The organism is Pseudomonas sp. QS1027 (assembly GCF_002814235.1).
Lineage (GTDB): Bacteria > Pseudomonadota > Gammaproteobacteria > Pseudomonadales > Pseudomonadaceae > Aquipseudomonas.
The window spans coordinates 44,158-69,152 of the sequence record NZ_PHSU01000042.1 but is presented as its reverse complement, the minus strand read 5'-3'; the positions used below and the strand labels follow the sequence as shown (position 1 = coordinate 69,152).

The 24,995-nt window shown below is 63.1% G+C and carries 22 protein-coding genes; 7 read left to right on the top strand and 15 right to left on the bottom strand.

Annotation, left to right across the window (positions count from 1 at the left end):
* Positions 1-100 precede the first annotated feature (100 nt).
* A complete protein-coding gene (gene apbC / locus CWE01_RS31580; protein WP_100944472.1) occupies positions 101-1,195 on the top strand; it encodes an iron-sulfur cluster carrier protein ApbC in 1,095 nt (364 codons plus the stop codon).
* Positions 1,196-1,423: 228 nt separating this feature from the next.
* Here the strand turns inward: apbC and CWE01_RS31575 are convergent, their stop codons facing one another.
* On the bottom strand, positions 1,424-1,633 hold the full coding sequence (locus tag CWE01_RS31575) for a cold-shock protein (RefSeq protein ID WP_002554837.1): 210 nt from the start codon (positions 1,631-1,633) through the stop codon (positions 1,424-1,426).
* A 374-nt stretch (positions 1,634-2,007) separates the two neighbouring features.
* Between CWE01_RS31575 and dcd the strand changes: the two genes are divergently transcribed.
* The 3 genes from dcd (at position 2,008) to CWE01_RS31560 (ending at position 3,954) form a co-directional block, all read left to right on the top strand.
* Positions 2,008-2,574 (top strand): dCTP deaminase, encoded by a 567-nt coding sequence (gene dcd, locus CWE01_RS31570; protein ID WP_100944471.1) that lies wholly within the window; start codon positions 2,008-2,010, stop codon positions 2,572-2,574.
* A gap of 108 nt (positions 2,575-2,682) precedes the next feature.
* Positions 2,683-2,928: a hypothetical protein gene (locus tag CWE01_RS31565; protein ID WP_100944470.1), complete on the top strand. Its 246-nt coding sequence runs from the start codon at positions 2,683-2,685 to the stop codon at positions 2,926-2,928.
* Positions 2,929-3,108: 180 nt separating this feature from the next.
* Positions 3,109-3,954: a transporter substrate-binding domain-containing protein gene (locus CWE01_RS31560; protein ID WP_100944469.1), complete on the top strand. Its 846-nt coding sequence runs from the start codon at positions 3,109-3,111 to the stop codon at positions 3,952-3,954.
* 148 nt (positions 3,955-4,102) lie between these two features.
* Here the strand turns inward: CWE01_RS31560 and CWE01_RS31555 are convergent, their stop codons facing one another.
* From CWE01_RS31555 to CWE01_RS31530, 6 genes are all read right to left on the bottom strand, one after another.
* Positions 4,103-4,867: an ABC transporter ATP-binding protein gene (locus tag CWE01_RS31555; protein WP_100944468.1), complete on the bottom strand. Its 765-nt coding sequence runs from the start codon at positions 4,865-4,867 to the stop codon at positions 4,103-4,105.
* Between the two features lie 7 nt (positions 4,868-4,874).
* The gene (locus CWE01_RS31550) at positions 4,875-5,993 is read right to left on the bottom strand and encodes a succinylglutamate desuccinylase/aspartoacylase family protein (protein WP_100944467.1); all 1,119 of its coding nucleotides are present in this window, start codon (positions 5,991-5,993) and stop codon (positions 4,875-4,877) included.
* An 11-nt stretch (positions 5,994-6,004) separates the two neighbouring features.
* The gene (locus CWE01_RS31545) at positions 6,005-6,715 is read right to left on the bottom strand and encodes an ABC transporter permease (RefSeq protein ID WP_100944466.1); all 711 of its coding nucleotides are present in this window, start codon (positions 6,713-6,715) and stop codon (positions 6,005-6,007) included.
* Positions 6,712-7,440 carry an ABC transporter permease gene (locus tag CWE01_RS31540; protein WP_100944465.1) on the bottom strand — a complete coding sequence of 243 codons (729 nt, stop codon included), beginning with the start codon at positions 7,438-7,440 and terminating at the stop codon, positions 6,712-6,714. Before CWE01_RS31540 ends, CWE01_RS31545 begins: the two co-directional genes overlap by 4 nt.
* Positions 7,441-7,498: 58 nt before the next feature.
* On the bottom strand, positions 7,499-8,278 hold the full coding sequence (locus tag CWE01_RS31535) for a transporter substrate-binding domain-containing protein (protein ID WP_100944464.1): 780 nt from the start codon (positions 8,276-8,278) through the stop codon (positions 7,499-7,501).
* Positions 8,279-8,590: 312 nt separating this feature from the next.
* Positions 8,591-11,044 (bottom strand): penicillin acylase family protein, encoded by a 2,454-nt coding sequence (locus CWE01_RS31530; RefSeq protein WP_100944463.1) that lies wholly within the window; start codon positions 11,042-11,044, stop codon positions 8,591-8,593.
* 122 nt (positions 11,045-11,166) lie between these two features.
* Here CWE01_RS31530 and CWE01_RS31525 point away from each other — a divergent pair, with 122 nt between their 5' ends.
* Positions 11,167-11,727: a cysteine hydrolase family protein gene (locus tag CWE01_RS31525; RefSeq protein ID WP_100944462.1), complete on the top strand. Its 561-nt coding sequence runs from the start codon at positions 11,167-11,169 to the stop codon at positions 11,725-11,727.
* A gap of 171 nt (positions 11,728-11,898) precedes the next feature.
* On the opposite strand, the gene CWE01_RS31520 is transcribed toward CWE01_RS31525, so the two are convergent.
* The 3 genes from CWE01_RS31520 to CWE01_RS31510 form a co-directional block, all read right to left on the bottom strand.
* Entirely contained in the window at positions 11,899-12,678 is a 780-nt protein-coding gene (locus tag CWE01_RS31520; protein ID WP_100944461.1) for an ABC transporter ATP-binding protein, read from the bottom strand.
* The gene (locus CWE01_RS31515) at positions 12,675-13,748 is read right to left on the bottom strand and encodes an iron ABC transporter permease (RefSeq protein WP_177143383.1); all 1,074 of its coding nucleotides are present in this window, start codon (positions 13,746-13,748) and stop codon (positions 12,675-12,677) included. Before CWE01_RS31515 ends, CWE01_RS31520 begins: the two co-directional genes overlap by 4 nt.
* A 155-nt stretch (positions 13,749-13,903) precedes the next feature.
* Positions 13,904-15,022, bottom strand: coding sequence for an ABC transporter substrate-binding protein (locus CWE01_RS31510; RefSeq protein WP_100944459.1), 1,119 nt, complete (start codon positions 15,020-15,022; stop codon positions 13,904-13,906).
* Between the two features lie 236 nt (positions 15,023-15,258).
* On the opposite strand from CWE01_RS31510, the gene CWE01_RS31505 reads away from it, so the two are divergent.
* Positions 15,259-15,969: a response regulator gene (locus CWE01_RS31505; protein WP_100944458.1), complete on the top strand. Its 711-nt coding sequence runs from the start codon at positions 15,259-15,261 to the stop codon at positions 15,967-15,969.
* Complete coding sequence (locus CWE01_RS31500) at positions 15,966-17,354, top strand: ATP-binding protein (protein WP_100944457.1); 1,389 nt, start codon at positions 15,966-15,968, stop codon at positions 17,352-17,354. The genes CWE01_RS31505 and CWE01_RS31500 overlap by 4 nt, the downstream gene beginning before the upstream one ends.
* A gap of 170 nt (positions 17,355-17,524) precedes the next feature.
* Here CWE01_RS31500 and CWE01_RS31490 read toward each other — a convergent pair whose 3' ends face one another.
* The 5 genes from CWE01_RS31490 to CWE01_RS31470 form a co-directional block, all read right to left on the bottom strand.
* Positions 17,525-18,622, bottom strand: coding sequence for a DUF1513 domain-containing protein (locus tag CWE01_RS31490; protein WP_100944561.1), 1,098 nt, complete (start codon positions 18,620-18,622; stop codon positions 17,525-17,527).
* Positions 18,623-18,624: 2 nt separating this feature from the next.
* Positions 18,625-19,689 (bottom strand): imelysin family protein, encoded by a 1,065-nt coding sequence (locus CWE01_RS31485; RefSeq protein ID WP_100944456.1) that lies wholly within the window; start codon positions 19,687-19,689, stop codon positions 18,625-18,627.
* A 12-nt stretch (positions 19,690-19,701) separates the two neighbouring features.
* Positions 19,702-21,123 carry a di-heme oxidoredictase family protein gene (locus tag CWE01_RS31480; RefSeq protein ID WP_100944455.1) on the bottom strand — a complete coding sequence of 474 codons (1,422 nt, stop codon included), beginning with the start codon at positions 21,121-21,123 and terminating at the stop codon, positions 19,702-19,704.
* Positions 21,124-21,296: 173 nt separating this feature from the next.
* Positions 21,297-22,637 (bottom strand): imelysin family protein, encoded by a 1,341-nt coding sequence (locus CWE01_RS31475; protein WP_100944454.1) that lies wholly within the window; start codon positions 22,635-22,637, stop codon positions 21,297-21,299.
* A 172-nt stretch (positions 22,638-22,809) separates the two neighbouring features.
* A complete protein-coding gene (locus CWE01_RS31470; RefSeq protein ID WP_100944453.1) occupies positions 22,810-24,861 on the bottom strand; it encodes a bifunctional diguanylate cyclase/phosphodiesterase in 2,052 nt (683 codons plus the stop codon).
* Positions 24,862-24,995 lie beyond the last annotated feature (134 nt).

Here is a 24,995-nt window from a genome sequence, read left to right as displayed (position 1 = left end):
AAGCCCCGGCGCACATAATTCACCCCTTGTGGAATGTCTCTGTGCTTCAGAACGGTTAGGATAGCTGCCTGTTTTACTCAGTCTTTTTCGGGAGTTGCCCATGAGCGCAGTCAATCGCGCAGCGGTGGAGGCCGTCCTTCGCCAATACACCGACCCTTATCTGAACCAGGACCCGGTCAGCGCCGGCTGCGTGCGGGCCATTGATATCCAGGGGGATCGCGTGACGGTCCGGCTGGAGCTGGGTTATGCCGCCGGGCTGTTCAAGAGTGGCTGGGCGCAAATGCTGCAGATGGCCGTCGAAGGCCTGGTCGGCGTGGCCTCGGCCAAGGTCGAGATCGACTGCGTGATTGCCGCGCACAAGGCCCAGGCGCAGATTCCGGGCCTGGCCAACGTGAAGAACGTGGTGGCGGTGGCCTCGGGCAAGGGCGGGGTGGGCAAGTCGACCACAGCGGCCAACCTGGCGCTGGCGCTGGCTCGCGAAGGCGCTCGGGTGGGGATTCTCGACGCCGATATCTACGGGCCGAGCCAGGGCATCATGTTCGGCGTTGCCGAAGGCACGCGGCCGAAGATCAAGGACCAGAAGTGGTTCGTGCCCATCGAGTCCCATGGCGTGGAAGTGATGTCCATGGCTTTCCTCACCGACGACAACACGCCGATGGTCTGGCGCGGTCCGATGGTGTCCGGGGCCTTGTTGCAGCTGGTGACCCAGACTGACTGGGGCAATCTGGACTACCTGGTGATCGACATGCCACCGGGGACTGGCGATATCCAGCTGACCCTGGCGCAGAAAGTCCCGGTGGCCGGCGCGGTGATCGTCACCACGCCGCAGGACCTGGCCTTGCTGGATGCGCGCAAGGGCGTGGAGATGTTCCGCAAGGTAAATATCCCGGTGCTGGGTGTCGTGGAAAACATGGCGGTGCATATCTGCTCGAACTGCGGTCATGCCGAGCATCTGTTCGGTGAGGGGGGCGGTGAGAAGCTGGCGAGCCAATATGGTGTCGAGCTGCTGGCTTCGTTGCCGTTGTCGATGCTGATCCGTGAGCAGGCCGATGGTGGCAAGCCGACGGTGATCGCCGAGCCGGACAGCCAGATCGCCATGGTCTACCAGGAACTGGCGCGGCACGTGGGGGCGCGGATCGTGTTGCAGGAAGCGCTCAGCCAGGCGATGCCGAATATCACCATCAGCGACGATTGATGCCGTTGCGCCTCAATCGAGGCGCAGCACGGTCCCTGTAGGAGCCGGCTTGCTGGCGATTGCGATCTGACAGTCGTTATCGTTGTCGCCTGATACGCCGCCATCGCCAGCAAGCCGGCTCCTACGGGTTGGCGTCGTACGGTTGATGGGCGTACAAACTGGCAAAAACACCCGGGCACAAAAAAGCCCCGCTTTTGAGGGCGGGGCTTTTTACTGGATCAGTACAAGTTAGATAACTTGAACTTCTTCAGCTTGCATGCCTTTCTGACCGCGGGTAGCGATGAAAGAAACCTGTTGGCCTTCTTTCAGGCTTTTGAAGCCGTCGGATTGGATTGCTTTGAAGTGTACGAACAGGTCGTCACCGGATTGTGGAGTGATGAAGCCGAAGCCTTTTTCATCGTTGAACCACTTAACGGTACCGGTTTGGCGATTAGACATTTGATGTCTCCTTGGACAAAGTTAACTGCGACGCAGGAAAAGCCCTGGCCGAGACTGAGTGCAAAGAGCAGGAAAAATTCTTGGAGATGGTTGGATCGAAATTCAACATCGTGTAGAGATTCTCAGTGACACAAGCAGCACAGTGGCGCCACCATACCCCACTTTCCGAGACGTGCCAATGGTCTTCAACAAGGTTTCGCCTATTTCGTGACTGACGGCGGCCGGCGAGGGGGACAGCCCCGCTCAAATAGCCGATTTGTCAGGCCTGGGGACAGCGTCATCGCGAGAAGCGGCGTCGGCGCTTTAACCCGGCGGCGCACCCCGGTAAGATGCCGGACAGAATTTCTCCACCTCGTTATATCAGGACACCCGCCATGAGCATCAAATCGGACAAGTGGATTCGCCGCATGGCGCAAGAGCACGGCATGATCGAGCCTTTCGTCGAGCGCCAGGTGCGTGGCGAAGCCGACAACCGGGTGATTTCCTTCGGTGTCTCGAGCTATGGCTACGATGTGCGCTGCGCCGACGAATTCAAGGTGTTCACCAACATCAATTCGGCGACCGTCGATCCGAAAAACTTCGACGCAGGCAGCTTCGTCGATGTGAAGAGCGACGTCTGCATCATTCCGCCCAACTCCTTCGCCCTGGCCCGCACCGTCGAATACTTCCGTATTCCGCGCAATGTGCTGACCATCTGCCTGGGCAAGAGCACCTACGCCCGCTGCGGCATCATCGTCAACGTCACGCCGCTGGAACCGGAATGGGAAGGCCACGTGACCCTGGAGTTCTCCAACACCACCACGCTGCCGGCGAAGATCTACGCCAACGAAGGCGTGGCGCAGATGTTGTTCCTGGAGTCCGACGAAGAATGCGAAGTCTCCTATAAGGACCGTGGCGGCAAGTATCAGGGCCAGCGTGGCGTGACCCTGCCGCGCACCTGACGAAGGGCGCAACGAAACAGGGAATTCCTCGGCGCAGGGGCACTCTATTGAGTGCACCTTCCCGGTTTGTGCAAGACAGACCGGGCTTCCACGCTCAGGAGTACCCCCATGAAGAACGATCCAAGTATCAGCGCTCAACTGGCGAAACTTGAACCCAATCAAGTGGGTCTGTTGGCCTGGTCGTTACTGGCGTATCCCCAGGGCATGGCCAGCGGCATTCCGGGTATCCCGGGACAGCCTGATCCCGACACGCCGCAACCTTCCGAGCCCTTCGAGCCTTCCAAACCCTCCCAGCCGCCGCCCGAGCGCGGTGTGCCGGAAGTTCCAGATGAGACGGGTTCTCCCACTGCCTGAGCCCGGTGTGTGCCGTGTCGATGGGCCCCGGCCAAACGCGGACCTGTAGGAGCCTGGCTTGCCAGCGATAGCGATCTCAAGTACGCCATCGCTGGCAAGCCAGGCTCCAAAGACGTAGTCGACTCCCGATCGTGTATACGATAAAACCCCTGTGGCCAAAACCAAGAAAAAGGGCCACTCATGACGTTTGCCATTCCCGCGTATTTTTCCCGCTGCCTGTTCGCCGGACTGTTACTGGCCGGCACTGCCATTGCCGCGCCGCAGCCGCTGACCAGTAGCGCTGTTTCCCAGCAGGAGGCCACCCACAGCCGCCTCGACCATATCGTCGAACAAGGCGTGCTGCGCGTCGGCACCACCGGTGACTACAAGCCCTTCAGCTACAAGAATGCGGATGGCTTTATCGGCCTGGATATCGAGCTGGCCGAAGGGCTGGCGGCGTCCCTGGGGGTCAAGCTGGAACTGGTGCCGACCACCTGGCCGACGCTGATGGGCGATCTGCAGGCCGACAAGTTCGACCTGGCGATCAGCGGGATCTCGGTAAACATGGAGCGCCAGAAGCTGGCGTTTTTCTCGCAGCCTTACCAGCGTGACGGCAAGACGCCGATCACCCTCTGTTCCCGGCAGCAGGCGTTCCAGACCCTGGCCCAGATCGACCGGCCGAACGTCAGGGCTATCGTCAATCCCGGCGGGACCAACGAGAAGTTCGCCCGTGCCAATCTCAAGCAGGCGCAGATTCTCGTGCATCCGGACAACGTGACGATTTTCCAGCAGATCGTCGACGGCAAGGCCGACCTGATGATGACCGACGCGGTGGAAACCCGGGTGCAGCAGAAATTGCATCCCGAGCTGTGCGCGGTGCATCCGGACCAACCGTTCGACTTCTCCGAGAAGGCCGTGTTGCTGCCCCGCGACATCGTGCTCAAGCAGTATGTCGACCAGTGGCTGCACCAGGATATGGAAAGCGGCCGCTTCGCCAAGCGTCTGGAGACGTGGCTGGCCTATCCATGGCCGGCGGCGCACGGCTGAAGAGCCGCGTTCTTGATGAAGGGCTTGTGTGGGTGCAGATCGCCCTTGTGGGAGCGGAGCTTGCCCGCGAAGAGGCCCGTGGGGACGCCAAAAGCTTCGCGGGCAAGCTCCGCTCCCACAAAAGCAGCCCCCACGAGACCCGTTTTGATTACTTCAGGTTGCCGCTCAGGAACTGCCGCAGCCGCTCGCTCTGCGGATTGCCCAGCACATCGTCCGGCGCGCCTTGTTCTTCCACCAGGCCCTGGTGCAGGAACAGCACCTGGCTGGAAACCTTGCGGGCGAAGCTCATCTCGTGGGTCACCATGATCATGGTCCGGCCTTCCTCGGCCAGCCCCTGGATCACCTTGAGCACTTCACCCACCAGTTCCGGGTCCAGCGCCGAGGTCGGTTCATCGAACAGCATCACTTCCGGCTCCATCGCCAGCGCCCGGGCAATCGCCACGCGCTGCTGCTGGCCGCCAGACAGGAATGCCGGGTACTGATCGGCGACCCGCGCCGGCAGGCCGACCTTGTCCAGGTAGCGACGGGCACGGTCCTCGGCGTCTTTCTTGCTCACCCCCAGCACCCGGCGCGGGGCCATGGTGATGTTTTCCAGCACACTCATGTGGCTCCACAGGTTGAAGTGCTGGAACACCATGGCCAGGCGGGTGCGCAGGCGCTGCAACTCGGCGTCGTCGGCGACGCGCATGCCGTTCTTGTCGCTGACCATGCGGATCGCCTGGCCGTCGAGGCTCATGGCACCGTCATTGGGTGTTTCGAGAAAGTTGATGCAGCGCAGGAAGGTACTCTTGCCCGAGCCGCTGGCGCCGATCAGGCTGATCACGTCGCCGGTCTTGGCCTTGAGCGAGACGCCCTTGAGCACCTGGTGTTCGCCATAGCTCTTGTGCAGGCCTTCAATGGTCAGTTTGTACATGGGCACCTCAAGGAGAAAGTAGATAGCCGCTGCGATAGGCTTCGCGGCCGGCGACATGGGCAATCACCATGCCGGCCGTGGCCATGCGGCGTAGCGAGCGGGCATAGAGCAGGCCCGCCGCGCTGCAATGAACAGGGGTGACGCGGTCGCTGAGCGGGTCGATGATTTCGGCGATCAACTGCCCGGCTTGCAGGTATTGCCCCGGCACGGCGCAGAACACCAGCAGGCCACCCACTGGCGTGCTCACCGGCTCGACACCGGCCAGCGGCGTTGCCGGGTACGGCAGCTCCGGCAAGGGCGCGGGCTCGCCGGCGATGGCGCCGAAGTGCGTCAGATAGTCGAGGATCGCCTGGCAATCGAGACGTGCCTGGGGATGATTCACATCGCCCTGGCCGCGCAGTTCCACGGTCACCGAGAAACTGCCCTGGGGAATGTCGAACCGTTCGCCGAAGCGCTGTCGCAGGTCCCACCAGAGCAGGGTGAAGCATTCGTCGAACGACTGGCCGCCGGAGTCGGTCGCCAGCAGGCTGGCTTGCGAGCCGATATAACGGGCCAGCGGTTCAACCTGGGGCCAGGCTTCGGGCGTGGTGTACAGATGGGCCACGGCTTCGAAATCGCAGTGCAGGTCGAGGACCATGTCCGCGTCGCAGGCCAGCCGTTGCAACGCCAGGCGCTGGGATTGCAACTGGGTCGCCGGCACCTCCGCCGCCAGGGCGGCCTTGAGATGGCTGCGGATCAGTTGCAGGTTGTGCGCCGGATCGTCACTGAGCTGTTCTTCGATCTGGTTGCCGATCTCGTCACTCAGGTCGACGAACCAGCGATTGAAGTTCTGCCCGCTCTCCAGCTCGTAGCGCCCCAGCGGTACATCCATCAGCACCTGTTCCAGGCCGATCGGGTTGGCCACCGGCACCAGCACGATTTCGCTGCGCAGCGCACCGGCCTGTTCCAGCTCGGCCAGGCGCTGCTTGAGGTGCCAGGCCACCAGCATGCCGGGCAGCTCGTCGGCGTGCAGGGACGACTGGATGTAGATCTTGCTTGCGGACCGCGACGGCCCGAAATGAAAGCTGTGGATCTGCCGGGCGGTGCCCGGCAGGGGAGCCAGCAGCTCGTGAGTCAGATGACGCATGCTCTGGAGTCCTAGTGTGCCGGGCCGAGGAAGGCCAGCCAGCGGCGCTCGGCCAGACGGAACAGACCGACCAGGGTAAAGGTGATCGTCAGGTAGATGATCGCGGCGATACCGAACGACTGGAAGGTCATGTAGGTCGCCGAGTTGGCGTCCCGGGCGATTTTCAGGATGTCCGGGATGGTCGCGGTGAACGCCACGGTGGTGGAGTGCAGCATCAGGATCACTTCGTTGCTGTAGTAGGGCAACGAGCGGCGCAGGGCCGAGGGCATGATCACATAGGCGTAGAGTTTCCAGCCGCTCAGGCCATAGGCCTTGGCCGCCTCGACTTCACCGTGGTTCATGCTGCGGATCGCCCCAGCAAAGATCTCCGTGGTGTAGGCGCAGGTGTTCAGGGCGAAGGCCAGGATGGTGCAGTTCATCGCATCACGGAAGAACGAGTTCAGCAGTGGCTGTTCGCGGACCGCTTCCAGGCTGTAGATCCCGGTGTAGCAGATCAGCAGCTGGATATACAGCGGCGTGCCACGGAACAGGTAGGTGTAGAACTCCACCGGCCAGCGGATGCGGCGCTTGGGCGAGACCCGGGCGATGGACAGCGGGATCGACACCAGGAAGCCGAAGAAGATCGAGGCGCTCAGCAGCCACAGGGTCATGGCCAGGCCGGTGATGTGCTGGCCGTCGCTGTAGAGGAACGGCCGCCAGTATTGCTGCAGGAGTTCGATCATCGCACGGCCTCCCGGGCGCCTGCTGCATAGCGGCGTTCCAGCCAGCGCAGGACATAGTTCGAAGCACTGGTAATGAGCAGGTAGATCAAGGCGGCGAGTACCAGGAAGTAGAACAGTTGATAGGTGCTCTTGCCCGCGTCCTGGGCGGCCTTGACCAGATCGGCCAGGCCAATGATCGAGACCAGCGCGGTGGCCTTGAGGATCACCATCCAGTTGTTGCCGATCCCCGGCAGGGCGAAGCGCATCATTTGCGGAAAGGTCACGAAGCGGAACCGCTGGGCCCGGGTCAGGCCATAGGCTGTGGCGGCTTCAAGCTGCCCGCGTGGCACGGCGAGAATCGCACCACGGAAGGTTTCGGTGAAATAGGCACCGTAGATAAAGCCCAGGGTGATGACCCCGGCGGCAAACGGGTCAATCTCGATGTAGTCCCAGTCCATGGCATCGGTCAGGGTCGAGAGCCAGGTTTGCAGGCTGTAGAAAATCAGCAGCATCAGCACCAGGTCGGGAACCCCGCGAATCAGCGTGGTGTAGAGCTGGGCCGGAATGCGCAACAGGCTGAAGCTGGATAATTTGGCACTGGCGCCGAGCAGGCCCAGTAGCACGCTGACCAGCAGCGAGAGGATGGAGAGCTGGACGGTCATCCAGGTGCCTTGCAGCAGAATCGGGCCAAAGCCCTTCAGGCTGAAGGCCGAAAGCCCCAGAGTTTGCAGGAGGTTGTCGAACATGAAAAATCAGACCTTTGGCAGTCGAAAAGGCGCCCCTCGGACGAGGGGCGCCAAGGGATCACTTCCCGCTGTACAGGTTCAGCTCACCAAAGTTCTTCTTCTGGATTTCCGCGTACTTGCCATCTTTGTGCAAGGCTGCAAGACCTTTATCCAACAGGGCTTTCAGCTCTTTGTTGCCTTTTTTGATACCGACTGCGGTTTTAGCTGGCAGCAGTGGATCGTCGATCGGCTTGCTGACTTCGTAGCCGGCGCCCGCTGGCGACTTCAGGAAGCCCAGCTCGGCTTGCAGCATATCCTGCACCGAAGCGTCGAGGCGGCCGGAGGTCAGGTCAGCATAAACCTGGTCCTGGTTGGCGTAGGCCTTGGTGGTCACACCAGCCTTGTCCAGTACGGCCTTGGCGTAGGCTTCCTGGATGGTGCCTTGCTCGTAGCCCACGGTTTTGCCCTTGAGGGACTCAGGCGTGGAGAAGTTCGCACCCTTTTTGAACACCAGGGAAGTCGGGCCGGAGAACAGCTCGTTGGAGAAGTCGATGGCCTTCTGGCGGGCTTCGGTCACGGTCATCGACGAAATCACACCGTCGAACTTGTTGGCGTTCAGGCCAGGGATCATGCCGTCGAAGTCACTTTCGACCCATTTGCAGGTGACCTTCAGCTCGGCGCAGATGGCGTTGCCCAGATCAATGTCGAAGCCGACCAGGCTACCGTCTGCAGCCTTGGACTCGAATGGCGCGTACGAAGGGTCGACGCCGAAGCGCAGTTCCTTGTATTCCTTGGCCATAGCGGAGCCGGCGGCCATGCAGAGAGCCAGTGCAGAAAGGGTCAGCAATGCTTTTTTCATTATTTATTCCCTAAAAACCAATATGAGCGCTTGTGGCGCACTGAGTACTGTTACTGGAACGCGTATGACCTGATAAAAGTAGCAATTTCCGAACCAGAGTCACGAACAAGTGTTTTAAAAGGCAGGAATATGGCTCCGAGCCAGCTAATCATGCCCGAAATTGGGCGGCTGAAATAAATTGCACAATATTGGTGCGTTCGCGAGTGAGAAAAGGGTGCAGTTACACGTTGGGAAGGGTGACACCCGTAACTTTAGGAACCGACTTGCCAGCGATGAGGCCATCGCTGGCAGGCCGGACCCGGCAGTGAGGTGTTACTTGCCGGGCGTCAGGGTCAGGCGCGTGGTGCCGTAGGCCTTGTCGAAGTTCTGCTGTTGCATCGGGAAGCTGACGTACTGGGCCTTCAACCAGCCATCGATACCGCTGGCGTAGCTCGGGCTGGCCGGATTGCCGGATTGCCCGGGGCTCTGCTGGCCGCTCATCGGTTCGATCTGGCCGAAGTCGACGATCATGCGCACGCCCGGCACCTGGGTGACGTCGAAGTTTCCGCCGCCCCAGGCATAGGCCGAGGTGTTCAGCGTGGTGTGGTCGCCGCCGGCCTGGATCGGTCCGCGAATCACCTGGCCGGCGCCGTTCTTCCAGCTATAACGGTGCAGCGTGCCCCATTGCCAGGCTTTGTGATCGCTGCCCAGCAGGCTGTCACCGGCGCTGATCGCGGCGGCCAGGCTGCGGGCCAGGATGACCGGCTTGTCTTCTTTCTGTGGCGTGCGGCTGTCATCCCAGAACGGGCTGTCCTCGCGGCCCAGCAGGTGATCGGCCTGGGCCGAGTAGGACAGCTTGCCGTTGGCGACAAAGGCCTGCCAGACCGGACCGTTCTCCGGGCCGAGCTTGTCGAGGAAGATCTGCTTCATGCTTTCCTGCAGGAACAGCTCATACAGTGCGGCATCGGCCGAGGTCGCGCTGAGCCTGCCGTCGAACGCCATCAACCGGCCGAGGGCTTCGCGTGCCTTGCCGCGTTCGGCTTCCGGCAGGGCGTCGATGGCTTGCTTGAGCGGCCCGGCCATGCCCGGTGCTTCGAACATTTTCTTCAGTTTGTTGGCGAACGTGGTGCTCTGGTCGTACTGCATGGCGATGGTGCTGCGGCCGTCCTGCTTGCCGGCAGCGGCCAGTTCAGCCAGGCGTTCGCCGCGTTCCGGGTAGTACCAGGCGTTGGACAATTGCATGCCGTAACCGCGCGCCGCGGTGCGCTGGTTGGCGGTGCCCAGCCAGCCCTGGCCCGGGTCCTGGTCATAAGGGTGGAGCATCGCGTCGGCGTAGCCGTCCCAGTCGAAGCGGCTGTCCCAGCCCGGCGACGGCAACAGGCCTTCGCCTTCGCGGCGGTTGGGGAAGCGCCCGGTGACCTGCCAACCGATATGGCTGGCGTCGGCGAAGACCATGTTCAGCGCGATGGCGCGGATTTCCCGGCTGGCATCGGAGGCTTTCTCGGCGCTCTGGGCACGGGACAGGTCGAAGAACGCATCCAGGCTCTTGTCGTCCTTGAACGAGGCGGTCTGCAGGGCCAGGCCGTAGCCGCCGGTCAGGGCGGTGTTGTCCAGTGCACTGTTGAGCAGCGGGCCGTGACGGGTTTCGAATACCGTCTCGCGGATCGAGCGCTGGCCCTTGATGAAGTAGGTTTCGTTGCGCACGATGGCCGGCAGCCACTTGCCGTCGGCTTCGTAATAGAGCGCATTGCCCTGGCGCTTGAGTTTTTCCAGGAACAGGTCCTGGTTGTCCCCCGGCACGGCGGCCATGCTCCAGGCCACCTTGCCGTTGAAACCGGACAGCAGCATCGGCAGGCCGGCGATCGAGGTCCCGGCGGCCCGATACTTCGGTGCGTAGATCTGCACGTAGTTCCAGGCGGCGGGGGCGCTGGTCGGTTGTTGCAGGTCGGCGGCCAGCAGGCTCTTGCCGCTGCGGGCGCGCTGCGGGCCGATGGCCCAGTTGGTCGAGGTGCCGGAGCCGAGGATATTCAGCGCGGCGACTTGCTCGGCGGCCTTGTTCAGCGCGCCCAGGCCCGAGACCTGGCTGAGGGCGATGCCCTTGAGTTTCTCGGCTTCGGCCAGGGGCAGCGGTTCGTCCGGGGCGGCCGGGGTCAGCCAGGCGAGTTTGTCGACGCCGACTTTCTGCGCCAGGACCAGGCTGGAAATCTCCTGCTGCAGGTTGGCCGACAGGTTGAAGTTGAGCAGGCAGAAGATCAGCGCGGAATCTTCCGGCTTCCAGTATTCCGGGCGGTAGCCGCTGCTGGCGAGGTCCGGCGGCAGCTTGTCGCGGTAGCGGAACAGGTAGGCGTTGACGCCGCGCGCGTAGACTTCGAAGAAGCGCTTGAGCCGTGGTGACGAGGCGTTGTACAACTCGCCGGCGCTTTTCTTCAGGTTGACGGCACGCATGAAACGGTCGGTGTCGAGGGCGTCCGGGCCGTTGATTTCGGCAAGCCGGCCCTCGGCGAGCAGGCGCAGGGTGACCATCTGGGTGATGCGGTCGCTGGCGTGGACGTAACCGAGGGTGAACAGCGCATCGTGAAAGGTGTTGCTTTCGATCAGCGGCATGCCGAGGCTGTTGCGGCGCACCGAGACGTTCTGCGCCAGGCCTTTGATCGGCTGTACGCCGGAGGTCGGTGGCAGGCTGTCCTGGGAGTTCCAGGTCTGGCAACCAGTCAGGCCGAGCAGGCCCGCCATGGCGGCGGCAACGCCACATTGCTTGAGAGAGAAGGAAAAGGCTGGCGAGGCCATGGCAAAGCTCCTGCGGGGGGTAGCGTCAGTAAAGGCGCTACGTTAGTGAGCAGGAGGAAGGCGCGCAAGACGGCGGGCGGGCTTATTTCGAGTTTTGAGCGATAAATCGGAAGGGAAAAGGCATGAACAGGGATATCCAGGTAAACGCGGCGTTGATCCTGATCGACCAGCAGCAAGGCATTCTTCATCCGAAGCTGGGGCCACGCAACAATCCCGAGGCTGAAGAGCGGATGCTTGAGTTGCTGCAACACTGGCGTCGAACCGCGCGTCCGATTGTGCATGTCCAGCATCTGTCGCATTCGCCGGAGTCGGTGTTCTGGCCCGGGCAGTCGGGGGTTGAGTTCCAGCAGCGTTTCGCGCCGGGGCCGGGCGAACGGCTGGTGCAGAAGCGGGTGCCGGATGCGTTTTGTGCGACCGGGTTGGAGGGTTGGCTGCGCGAGACCGGTATCGAGCAGTTGGTGATTGTCGGCGTGGCGACCCACAACTCCGTGGAGGCGACTGCGCGGACGGCCGGCAACCTCGGGTTTGAGACCTGGGTGGTGGAGGATGCGTGCTACACGTTCGACAAGACGGATTACTTCGGTGCGTTCCACTGTGCCCAGGAGGTCCATGCCATGTCCCTGGGCAATCTGCACGGCGAGTACGCAACGGTGGTGTCCAGCCAGAGACTGCTTGTCGCCTGACACGCCGAACACTGCACCACCGGATGAACGCAAAACCTGTAGGAGCCGGCTTGCTGGCGATTGCGATCTGGCGGCCGATATCCCTGTCGCCTGATACACCGCTATCGCCAGCAAGCCGGCTCCTACACGGACCGTGTTTGACCCGCAGGGAGCGGCGAACCCGAGAACGGGTTACAGGGCGTGATCGACCATGACCTGCACCGTGTCCCGTGAACAGCGCTCGATCCGCGCCTGCACGCCATACACCTCGGCAAACAGCGCCGGGCTGAGAATCGCCTGGGGGGCGCCGCTGGCAAACAGGCGTCCCTCGCGCAGCACCGCCAACTGGTCGGCATAACGCGCCGCCAGGTTGATATCGTGCAGCACCACCACGGCAATCAAACGGTGTTCACGCACCAGCGAGCGCACGCATTCCATGACCTTCAACTGATAGTTCAGGTCCAGCGCACTGGTGGGCTCGTCCAGCAACATCACCTGCGGCCGGCGCGCAATCAACTGTGCCAGGCTGACCAACTGCCGCTGCCCACCGGACAAGGTACTCAACCACTGGTCCGCCAGATGGGTGATGCCGATCCGTTGCAGGGCCTTGAACGCTTCCTCCAGGCACTGCGCATTGGACAGTTGCCCGACCCGCAATGCCGCGACCACGCTTTCCATCACGCTCAGGCTCAGGCCCGGCGGCAGGTTCTGCGGCATATAGGTCACCCGGCGCGCCCGTTCGGCCACCGACAACTTCGCCAGATCGTCGCCGGCCAGGTGCACCGCCCCGTGCATGTTCTCCAGCCCGGCCACGCCACGCAGCAAGGTCGATTTGCCGGCTCCATTGGGGCCGATCAATGCCGTCAGCGTGCCGGGTTGCAGCGCGGGCAGCGTCACATCGCGAACCACCTCCCGTCGTCCATAGCCGATCACCGCGTGTTCGATTCGCAAGCCATCGTACGGAGCCGTCATAGCTGCCTCCCGCGTTTGAATACCAGCAAGACGAAGATCGGTACCCCCACCAGGGCAGTGACGATGCCCACCGGCACGATCACTCCGGGCAGGATCAGCTTGCTGGCAATCGACGACAGCGACAGCAGCAACGCCCCCACCAACGCACTGGCCGGCAGCAGGAAACGCTGGTCCTCGCCTACCAGGATCCGGGCGATATGCGGCCCGACCAGGCCGATAAAGCCGATGGTGCCGACAAAGGCCACCGCCGTGGCCGACAACAGGCTGATGCGCAGCAACGAGGCAAAACGCAAACGGCGGACGTCGACGCCAAAACTCTTGGCGCGGTCTTCGCCCATGCGCAGCAAGGTCAGGCGCGGCGCGGCGGCGAGGGAAAACGGCAGCACCAGCACGATCACCAGGGCAAGAATGCCGAGCTTGTCCCAGTTGGCCCGGGTCACGCTGCCCAAGGTCCAGAACACCAGTTGTTGCAGCACGTCCTCGGTGGCCGCCAGTTGCAGCAGGGCGACCACCGCGTTGCAACTGAACACCAGGGCGATGCCGAACAGCACCAGGCTTTCCACCCCGGCGCCACGCAGTCGCGACATGGCTTGCAGCAGGAACACCGAGGCGGCGGCGAAGATGAATGCCGAGAGCGAGATGGCGCTGTTGTTCGACAGCCAGGCGCTGGAGATCGGGAAGACGATCACCAGGGAGGCGCCCAGCGCCGCCGCCGATGAGACGCCAAGGGTGAAGGGACTGGCCAACGGGTTATTGAGGATCGCCTGCATTTCCGCGCCGGCCAGGGACAGCGCGCAACCCACCAGCACCGCCATCAGCGCGTAGGGCAGGCGCACGTTCCAGATGATCACCTGGTCGGTGAGGCTCAGGTGGGCCGGATGCAGCAGGCCGTCGAGCAAGGCTGGCAGGCCCATGCCGGACGGGCCGCTGGCGAGGTCGACGAGAATCGCGCAAAGCAAGGCGCCGCCCAGCAGAAGCAGCAGCCACAAGCGGCGCAGCAGCAGGCGGCGATAGCCCTGGCTGGCTTCGGCCAGGTCCAGGGCTGGAGAAGAACTTATGGATGTGTTCATCGTCATGCAGGCTTACCGCAGCCCTTGCAGGCGCCGGATATCCCTGTAGGAGCCGGCTTGCTGGCGATTCGATCTCAGGGTCGACATCTATGTCGCCTGATACACCGCAATCGCCAGCAAGCCGGCTCCTACAAGGGGGCGTTCGCCTTGGGTCCTCAGTTGTGAGTGGCAGCATCGATCCAGTACGCGCCCTTGAGCGGCGTACCGAGGAACTGCTGGTTGATCTCATCCATCGTCTTCTGAGGATCGATCCCGGCGAACAATTCCGGATGTACCCACTTGGCCAGGGCCTCGATGGCCAACAGGTTGTACGGCGAGTTGTAGAAGTCATGCCACAGGCCGTGGGCATTACCGCCACGGATGGCCCGCAGGTTCTTGAATTCGGGACGCGCAAGCACCGTATTGAAGGCCTCTTGAGCTTCAGCCGGACTCACCTCTGCACCGAGGATCAAACCCGGCTTGTGGTTGCCGGTGGCGATATACACATCCGGGTCAGCCTTGAGGGCGAACTCGACGCTGATATCCCCCAGTGCGCCAGGCACTACGCCTTCGGCGATATTCACCCCGCCGACGGTACGAATCACTTCACCCATGCCGCCCTTGCCGGTGGTATGCCCCGGTGCCTGCCAGGCTCCGGCCAGCAGTTCGAGGAAGACCTTCGGCCGCTGGTTAGCCGCCAGGCCCGCGACCTTGTCGGTGATGGCTTTCACATGCTGGTCATAGAAGTCGAGGTAGGCCTGGGCCTCCTTTTCCCGGCCGAGGGCCTGGCCCAGGGCATCGAGACTCACATGAGTACCCTTGATCGGATTGATCCGGAAGTCGACGAACAACACCGCGATCCCGGCCTTGGCCAGCACATCGGCCACCGGGCTGTGTTCGGTCGGGCCGTGGCCGGAGATGCTGAACACCGCCAGGTCCGGCTTGAGGCTGAGGATCTCCTCGGCACTGACGCTCTGCTCCGAGGCCTGGCCGATCAGCGGGATGTCCTTCACCGTCGGGAACTTCGCCGCATAGGCGGCATAGGTGTGCGGGTCGAGCAGGCGCAGGTCGTTCTGCCAGCCGACGATGCGCTGGAACGGCGCGTCGCGGTCGAGCAGGGCGAAGGCCGAGATCAACCGGCCTTCACCCAGCACCACACGCTGGACATGGTCCGGCACCTCGACCTTGCGACCGAGCACATCGGTGACTTCATGGGCCGCCGCGGCGGCGACATGGCCGAACAGCAGGGCACCGAACAGGGCACTCAGGCGCAGGAGCGCGCGGGGTTTGATCATCGGGGAGCTCCGGGAAGACAGGCTACGCATCAGAAGTGACTCGATGTGGAGCGTTATAAATTACAATCAATCTTATTTCGATTTCCCAGTCTAAAGAGCCGGTTGCCCGTGGCGGAGGTCGCTTTGTATCGGAACTGCACGCAAGCGCGCTTCAAAATATTCCATTACATTTCCCTGCAACGTGCCGTGTGCTTTCGGCTATCTCCTAGATTTTTTTCGGACGCTGACTTTCTGCCATGCCCAAGCCAGATCACCTGCTGATCGTCGATGACGATCCGGAAATCCGTCAGTTGCTCTCCGAGTACCTGACGAATGCCGGCTACCAGACGTCCACCGCCTGTGACGGCAAGGAAATGCGCCGTCGCCTTGAATTGAATGTGATCGACCTGATCGTCCTCGACCTGATGTTGCCGGGGGAGGATGGCCTGAGCCTGTGCCGTGAGCTGCGGGTGACGTCGAACACCCCGGTGATCATGCTGACCGCCCGTGGCACCCTGGTGGACCGCATCCTCGGCCTGGAACTGGGCGCCGACGATTACCTGCCCAAACCCTTCGACCCGCGCGAGCTGCTGGTGCGGATCAAGGTGGTGTTGCGTCGGGCCCAGAGCTTTCCCGAACGGGCGCGGATCGACGAGGTGCCGACCCTGCGTTTCGACGGTTGGCAACTGGATACCCGGGCCCGCCAGGTGTTGTCGCCGGCGGGCCTGGTGATCAGCCTGGGCAACACCGATTACCGGGTGTTGCGCCTGTTGCTGCAACACCCGAACCGGCCGTTGAGCCGGGACTTCCTGCTCAACCACGTGTTCGAGAAGGACAGCACGCCTTTCGACCGCTCCATCGACGTCTGCATCAGCCGCCTGCGCCAGCAACTGGAACCGGGGCTGATCAAGACCGTGCGCAACGAAGGCTATATGTTGACCGCCGTCGTTGTGGACCAGCCGGAGTGAAGTTACTGCCGCGTTCGCTGTTCGGGCGGGTGGTGATCATCCTCGTGGCCGGCATGCTCGCGGCCCAGGTTCTGACCAGCAGCATCTGGTATGACGTGCGTCACAGCCAGGTGCTGGAGATTCCGACTCGGCTGATTGCCACGCGACTGGCGGATATCGTGCGCCTGTCCCATGGTGACGCGCGCCAGGCCGATGGGTTGATCGCGTTGCTCGACACCCCGCGTTTCCACCTGACCTTGAGCGACCAGGCCAGTGACCAGGCCGATACCCTGGACGATTCGGACCGGGGCACCGAACGGCTGCTCAACAAGGTGCTGTCGGAGAAATCCGGGTACGCCGAGACCTTGCGCCTGCTGCAACTGTCCGTGGTGAATGATCAGGAGCAGGACCTCGGTTGGCTGGCCTTGTTCGGCAGCCGCCCGGCCATCGGCCATTTTCTGATCGACCTGCGCCTGCCCGACGGTCGCTGGCTGCGGGTGGATGCCCGCGAAGAGCAGGGCTGGACCAGCAATGCGCCGCTGGATGTGCTGTTCGACTATGTGATGCGCATTTATCTGCTGCGTATCGCGGTGCTGGTGGTCATCGCCTTGCTCGCCGTGCGCCTGGCGATCCGTCCGTTGAACGCCCTGGCCAAGGCGGCCGAAGCCCTGGGCCGGGATATTCGCCGCGAACCCTTGTCACTGGACGGCCCCACTGAAGTGCGACGGGCGGCCCAGGCATTCAATGTCATGCAGCAGCGCTTGATCGCCAGCATTGCCGAGCGCACGCGGTTCCTCGCGGCGATTTCCCATGATCTGCGTTCGCCCATCACCCGCTTGCGATTGCGCACCGAACTGCTGGAAGACACGCCGATCAAGGAACGTTTTCGCCACGACCTGGAAGACATGGAACACATGGTTTCCAGCACCCTGGATTTCGTCAGCAGCGGCGAGGTCAGCGAGGCGCGGCAGAGCATCGACATCAATGCCTTGCTGAGCAGCCTGCAAGCCGATTTGCAGGATATCGGTGAATCGGTGGCCATCGAGGGCCGGGCGTTGCGGCCGTTGCCGGGGTATGCCCGCAGCCTCAAGCGCTGTGTGCAGAATGTGCTGGAAAATGCCGTGCGTTATGGTTGCGAGGTGGTGATCCGGGTCGATGACCAACCGCTGCAATTGCGCATCCTGATCAGCGACCGTGGACCGGGAATTCCCCAGGCGTTGCTGGACCAGGTGGTGGAGCCGTTCTATCGGGTGGAGTCGTCGCGCAATGCCGGGACCGGCGGCTACGGCTTGGGCCTGAGCATCGCCCAGACCATTGCCGCGGCCCATGACGGTAGCCTGATGTTGCGCAATCGTGAAGGCGGCGGGTTGGAAGTGACGTTGACGTTCGAGCGCCAGCCCGACTAAGCACGGCAAACGTGCAAACACCGCGAACCTGTAGGAGCCGGCTTGCTGGCGATGGGGCCCGTGAGCCTTGCATTGCCCTGTCGGCCGCCATCGCCAGCAAGCCGGCTCCTACAGGTGGTGCGGTGGCTGTGGATATTGAGTACGGCCGTAAGACAGCCGGCGTGGCGGACTCAGACCAGATGCAGATGGTTGTCCCACAGCCCGGCCGGTAGCTCCAGCGGCTGGGCTGTCAATTCCTTCTGGCGGCAGTCATAGAAGCGGCAGCGACCCTGTCCGGAAGTAACGACAAAGCCGTCCGCCACCGCGCCGACGCCCGCACAGTCCGGTAACGGTGCATCCAGGCGCACGGCGCCGCTGTCCAGATCCCAGATAAAGAAGCGATTGCCCCGTGGCGCGGTCAACGCCACCAGGCGCAATTCGCTGTGCACCGCAACACTGGCGGTGTAATGCCCCATGGCCTGCAACTGTTGCTCGGCCACCGGGAAAGCGACAAAGGGCTGGCCGGGACGCTTGATCGCCAGCAACTCGGACGACTCGTGGGACGGGCCCATGAACTGCTGGCCGGCGACGATGGTGCCGTCGCTGGCCACGCTCAGGTGGCGCACGCTATTCATCTGCTGGGGCAGGGTTTCCTTGCTCAGCAGGGTGCCATCGCGCCGCATCAGCACCAGGCTCGGCTCCATGGCATCAAGGTTCATCTCCACCCGGCTTTCAGCCTCGGTGCGAATCCCGCCGTTGGCGACGATCAGGGTTTCGCCATCGGGCATCCATGACACCTGGTGCGGGCCGATACCGTGGGTCGAAATCTCGCCGTCATGCACTAGGCGCTCGCCTTCGAAACGGTACACCCCGAGCAGGCCCCGGCCCGGATCGGTGGTGTCATTCTCGGTGGCGTACAGCCAGTCGCCGCTCTTGTGGATCACCGCATGGCCATAGAAATGCCGGTTCGGCTGCGAGGTGATGGTCTGCAGCAGGCGACCGTCACGCAGGTCGACCAGGTAACTCTCGGTGCCGGGACGTCGCGCGACGAACAGCGCCAGGGGCTGGGTCGGGTGGTTGATGATGTCGTGGCAACGCTGGCCGACCTGGGTGGCGAAGACCTGTGTACCGTCCAGCCGATAGCCCACGGCATAGTGCCTGCCGTCGCTGTCGTCACGGGCGGAGAGCAGCAGCGGGCTTTTGCCTTTTTGCCGGAACAGGCTCCAGCCGCCCAGCGTCAATGCGCTGAGCAGCAGGCTGCCGAGGGTCAGGGCCTGGCGTCGCAACATCATCAGTCCCCGTCGTTGGCGTTGAAGCCCAGTTGGATGCCCAGCGCCTTGGCCAGCTCGCCTTCGTGCAGGCGATGGACGACGTTGAGGCTGTCATAGAGGTCGTTGAGCTGCTGGCGCCCGGCGTCGTCGCCGAGCAGGTCGGTCAGCGAACGCTGGGTGCTGTCGAACAGTTTCAGGGACGCGGCATAGGCGGCGTCGATCTTGTCTGCCAACGGCTTCTGTTCCGCCGGTAGCAGGTTGCGCAGGCCCTTGTTGTCGACACCGACCCAGACGGTCCGGGCGGCGGCCAGGCTGGCGCGCATGCCTTGCAGCGACGACTGGCTGCGCCAGGCATCGGCCTGGAAGGGTTGCGGGATGCCCTTGGTCTGGCGGCCCATGGGCGTGCCGAGTTTTTTCTTCAGGGTGTCGAGGGCGGTGACCTGGACCCGCAGCAGATCGGCGATGGCTTCGTGGGAGTCGGCGTAGCGCTGGTTGGGGAACTTGCTCATCTGCGCGAGCATGCCGTCGCTGGTTTCCCAGCGCGAGAGGATCTCTTCGGCGAGGATTTTCTGGCGCTTGCCGATGGCCGTCAGCAGTGGGCAGTAGCGGGCTTTCTGGGCGCTGTCGGCGAGGTCGATCTTGCTGTCGTAGAGGATGTATTCGTAGGCCGAGAGCCCCTGGACCACAACGCTGGATTTGGCCAGGGCGTCAGCATCGATCTGCGGCTGGGCCGTGACCAGTTGCTCGACCTGGCGACCCACCAGGTTTTTCTTGTCCGGCCAGAACTGCACCTGCCAGGAACGATTGCCTTCGGCCAATGGCCCGATCAGCAGCGGCTGCAACTCGGCCCAGGCTTTTTGCGCGTGGAGGAAGTCGGCGCGGGCGGTTTCCAGGCTTTCCTTGCCTTCGCAGAAGGCCAGGGCGCTGATCGCCAGCTGGCGGTCGGCGTCGACCCAGCGGCTGTAGGTCGGCAGGATCACCTGCTTGGCGATCGCGGCCGAGGTCACCGCCTGCGGGTCCTGGGGCGAGCAGGCGCCGAGGGCGAGCGCGGCCAGGCTGGTGAACAACAGTTTGGGGCGGAACATTTCCGTGTCCTTTTATAAAGAATTCAGGAACGCGAGCAACGCGGCGCGTTGTTCGGCATTGAAAGACAGCACCTGTTGTTGTGCCGGCAAGGCCTCGCCGCCATGCCAGAGCACGGCTTCGAGCAGGTTGCGGGCACGGCCGTCATGCAGCAGTTGGGTGTGGCCGCTGACGGTTTGCGTCAGGCCGATGCCCCACAGCGGCGGGGTGCGCCAGTCATTGCCGTCGGCGAGGAACTCGCTGCGCTGGTCGGCGAGGCCTGGGCCCATGTCATGCAACAGCAGGTCGCTGTAGGGGCGGATCAGCTGGTTGGCCAGCTCGGGTTCGGCGGCCGTGGCCGAGGTGGTGAACTGCGGGGTATGACAGGCCTGGCAACCGACCTGGTAGAACAGGTTCTTGCCGGCCAGCACCTGCGCCGCGCCGACGTCACGTCGGGACGGTACCGCGAGGTTGCGGGTATAGAAGGTCACCAGGCGCAGGATGTTGTCGCTGACTTCCGGCTCGCCATCCGGACCGCCGCCGTGGGGCGCTTGCAGGCAGTCGGTCTGGGTCGGGGTGCAGTCGTCGAAGGGGCGCAGGCTGGTGGTCAGGCCCATGTCGCTGGAAAACGCGTGGACGTTCTGCTGATTGATATTCGGTTGCCCGGCCTTCCAGCCGAAGCGGCCGAGGACGGTCTTGCGCTGGGCATCGTCCCAGACCCGGTTCGGGCGGCCGTTGACCCCCAGGCGTTGCTGCTGTCGGGCGTTGGCCAGGATGGCTTCCTCGGGAATCGCCTCGAGCAGGCCGAGGCCGATCATCGGCGGGGCGATACGCGCGGAAAACAAGGTCTGCGGGTGCATCGGGCCGTAGCCCAGTTGGGTGATGCGCAGCGTTGGGCGGCGCAGTTCGACGGTGGTGCCGTCCTTGAAACGTACCGGCATGTTTTCGTAGTCGACCCGCACTTTGCCTTCCGGGGCGACGCCGGGGATGGCCATGTCCTGCAATTGCCCGCCATAAACCGGTTCCGGGACCACGCCCTGGCGTTCGATCAGATTGGCGTACATCGGGCTGTTGGGAATCGACAGGCGCACCAGCATCGACACCGCGTTATCCGCGCCGGGTGCCGGTGGATGGCCGCGGCCGTCCTTGATATGGCAGTTCTGGCAGGCGTTGGTATTGAACAACGGGCCGAGGCCGTCGCGGGCAGTGGTGGTCGATGGGGCGATGACCCAGGGGCTGCGGAAGAAACTGTTGCCGACGCTGAAGTCCAGGCGCCGCTCCAGGGAGAGGTTGGCCGAGGGTTGCGAGAAGGCGTTGCGATCCTCTTTGCCCACCGTGGCAGTACCGCCGGATCGAGCTTCGCCGGGTTCGGGCTTGGTAAAGCGCGGGGCGTCGTCGCAGGCGGCCAGGCCAAGGGCCAGGAGCAGCGTCGACAGGCGAAGGGGCAGCGAGGGCATCGGTGTCCAGGGGGTGAGAGGGATCGGGCGCGAGTTTATCAGTCTCGATACATTTGAATAAGAGGGATTAGCATTTACTTGATTTATGACACTGCGCGGCTTTGTGGGGGCTGGCTTGCCCTCATGTAGGAGCGAGCAAGCTCGCTCCTACATGAGGGGGGGACAAGGGCCGATCAGAAATCGTGATCGGCGTTATCCGGGTTCAGGTCGCTGATGCCCAGTTTGGCCGCCGCCTGCTCGATGGAACCGGTCTGCTTGACCAGCGCCGAGATGGCGTCACGCACGATCTTGTTACCGGGTTCGTTGCCGGCCGCGATCAACTGGTCGTAATGCTCACCCTTGTTGGCGTGGTCGACCATGATCTGGATCTTCGCTTCGGTGGCTTGCAGGTCGTTCTTCAGCGCTTCGTCGGTCGCCGGGTCGGCCTTGGCCACCAGGGAGGACAGGCTCGGGCCGGTCAGCTTGGTGCCGTCGACACGGGTGTATTCACCCAAATAGACGTTGCGGATGCCCTTGGCATCGTAGAAGTGCGAGTTGTGGGTGTTGTCGCTGAAGCAGTCCTGCTCGTCTTCCGGCGAGTTGGCTTCCAGCGAAACCTTCATGCGCTCGCCCGCCAGTTCACCGAGGGACAGGCTGCCCATGCCGAAGAGTATCTTGCGCAGGCCACTTTCTGCCGGTTCGGCTTCCAGGCTGGCGCGATAGTTGTCGGCCACATCCGGTTTCCAGTTGCCGACCATTTCTTCCAGGTCGTTGACCAGCAGTTGGGTCACGGCCTTGAGGTAGGCACGCCGACGGTCGTTGTGACCACCGGTGGCGCCAGCGCCTTCCAGGTAGTCCGAGGCCGGACGGTTGCCGGCGCCAGGGCCGGTGCCGTTCAGGTCCTGGCCCCAGAGCAGGAATTCGATGGCGTGGTAGCCGGTGGCAACGTTGGCTTCGGAACCGCCCAGTTCGTTCAGGCTGGCGAGTTTTTCCGGGGTGATCTCGCTGACATCGACCTTGTCTTCGCCGACCTGGATCTGCGGGTTGGCGATGATATTGGCGGTCGCGGCCGGGTTGCCCAGGGCGTGCTCGTAAGAGCTGTCGACGTAGTCGATCAGGCCTTCATCCAGCGGCCAGGCGTTCACCTGACCTTCCCAGTCGTCGATGATGGTGTTGCCGAAGCGGAACACTTCGCTTTGCAGGTAGGGCACGCGGGCGGCGATCCAGGCGGTGCGGGCGGCCTTGAGGGTCTCTTCGTTCGGCTTGGCGAGGAAGGCGTCGATGGCGGCCTGCAGGTCCTTCGCGGTGGATTCGGCATCGCTGAACACCGCGAAGACGATCTCGGTGTAGTGGGCGACCACGGCCTTGGCGGCGGCTTCATCGACCTTGGCGGCGGCATCGTCAGCGGGCGCCTGGGCCGCTGCGGCAGGGGCCTGGGTAGCCGCTGTGGAGTTTTCCTTGTCCTTGTCGCCACAACCGGCGAGGGCGATGGCGATGGCCAACAGACTGGCGGTGGCCAGAGGCATGCGAATCATGGCGAACATCCTGCTTCGAGAGGGGGGATGGGGGCGCACGGCCCCGCAAAACCGGCACATGATGCGAAGGATTTGCATTCTGTGTAAAGGGCTTAGTGATTGAAATATTTGGTATTAAAACCCGGGTTGATCCCGGCGAATTTTGCAGGGGCGAGCTTGTTGGCCCTGGGCCTTACAAGATCGCCGCATTGCTGCGCTGTGCCTGCTTGAGATACGCCGCCAACTCACGGGCCGGCAACGGCTTGCTGTAGTGGTAGCCCTGGCCTTCGTGGCAACCTTCGGAAATGATGTAGGCCTCCTGCTCGACGGTCTCCACGCCTTCGGCGATGACCTGCATGCCGAGGCTCTTGCCCAGCTGGATGATCGCCCGGACGATGGTTGCATCGTCGTCGTCATCGAGCAGGTCCTGGACGAAGCTCTTGTCGATCTTGATCTTGTCCAGCGGCAGGCTCTTGAGATAGCTCAGCGACGAGTAGCCGGTGCCGAAGTCATCGATGGCGATCAGCGCGCCGGAGCGGCGCAGGCTCAGCAGGTGCTGGGCGGCGGTGCTGATGTCTTCCATCAGGCCGGTCTCGGTGACTTCCAGCTCCAGGCTGCGCGGCGGCAGGCGGTACATCTGCAGGAGGTTGTTGACCACCCGCGGCAGTTCGGCGTGGTGCAGTTGCACGGTGGACAGGTTGACCGCCATGCGCAGGTCGCTGAAGCCCTGGTCGTGCCATTCGCGCAACTGGCGGCAGGCCTGGTCCAGCACCCATTCGCCGATGGCGATGATGGTGCCGTTCTGTTCGGCCAGGGGGATGAACAGGTCCGGCGGCACCAGGCCGTGTTCCGGGTGCTGCCAGCGGATCAGCGCCTCGACGCCCACCACCCGATGGTCGCGGTAGCTGATCTGCGGCTGGTAGACCAGGTAGAACTGATTGCGGTTGAGGGCTTCGCGCAGGTCCTTTTCCAGCTCGCGGCGGCGGCGCATTTCGCTGTCGACGCTGGCGATATAGAACTGGTAGCGGTTGCGTGAGCGGGTCTTGGCCAGGGTCATGGTCTGTTCGGCTTTCTGCAACAGCTTCTCGGTGCTGTCGCCGTCTTCCGGGAACAAGGTGATGCCAATGGTGGCGCGTAGGCGGATTTCCTGGTGATCGAGGGCAAACGCCGCTTCCAGATCGTCGAGGATGCTCTGGGCCAACTCGGCCGCCTCATAGGGTTGTTCGATATCGGCCTGGACCAGGGCGAACTGGTCGCCACCCAGCCGGGCCAAGGCGCCGAGGCGGCCGCTGTGGGCGCGCAGGCGGTCGGCCAGGGCCAGCAGCAACTGGTCGCCGACCTGGTAGCTGAATTGTTCGTTGATGCCCTTGAAGTCGTCCAGGCCCACGCAAAGTACCGCGACCCGGCGTTGCAGGCGCCCGGCGTCGACCAGGATCTTGTCCAGTTGCTGCTGCAACTGCTGGCGATTGGGCAGACCGGTGAGGAAGTCGTACTGGGCCATGCGCAGCAGGCTGTTTTCCGCTTCGTGGCGCAGGTGGGTATTACGCTCGATGGAGGCCAGCAACTGGTTGGCGGTGTTGACCCAGATGCCCAACTCGTTCTTTTCATGACCCTTGAGTTGCGGCAACAGGTGTTCGCTGGGGCGGTCCGGGTTGACGGTGCTCAGATGCTCGATGATCCGCGACAGCGGTTTGGTCAGCAGCCAGTGATAGACCAGATACAGCACCAGGCCGAGGAACAGCGCCCGCAGCACGCCGGAGATAAAGATGATCACCGAGTTGACCAGGAACCCCTGGCCGTAGGTGGCCGTGTCGAGGGTGATGCTCAGGTCGCCGTAATACTCGCTGTAGGGGCCGCGACCGACCAGTTGCGTGCTGAAGGTGCTTTCCTGGCCGAGGATCGGGTCGGTCAGCCAGCGGCTGGAGGTTTTTTGCAGGTCGCGGGATTTTTCCGCGAGCATGGCCTCGTTGGGATGGCCGATGGAAGCCATCCGCACGGCGTCATCCTGGAACAGCCCCTCGATCACTTGCATGCCCATCTCGCGGTCGAGGCTGTAGACGGCCTGGGTCGAGGGGTCGCGGAACATGTCGAGAATGCGCTGGGCATCGCCGGCCACGGCTTGTCGAGTCTTGTAAGCATCAAAAACGATCTGCGCACAGCTCAGTACAGCGCCGACAATCAGCGCCGATAGCAGCACGACCCGGAGCAACTTCACCGACAAGCTGTTCTTGAATTCCAGCTTCAAAGGGCTATTCCTTGTTCCGTGCGGATGGCATCAAGTTGCCATGAGTATTGGCAATCCGGCCCGGTCAGTCAAAGGGACAATGCAAGCGCCGAGAACCCGTGCTCATGCTGGGTCGATCAGGCGCTTCCCGGACC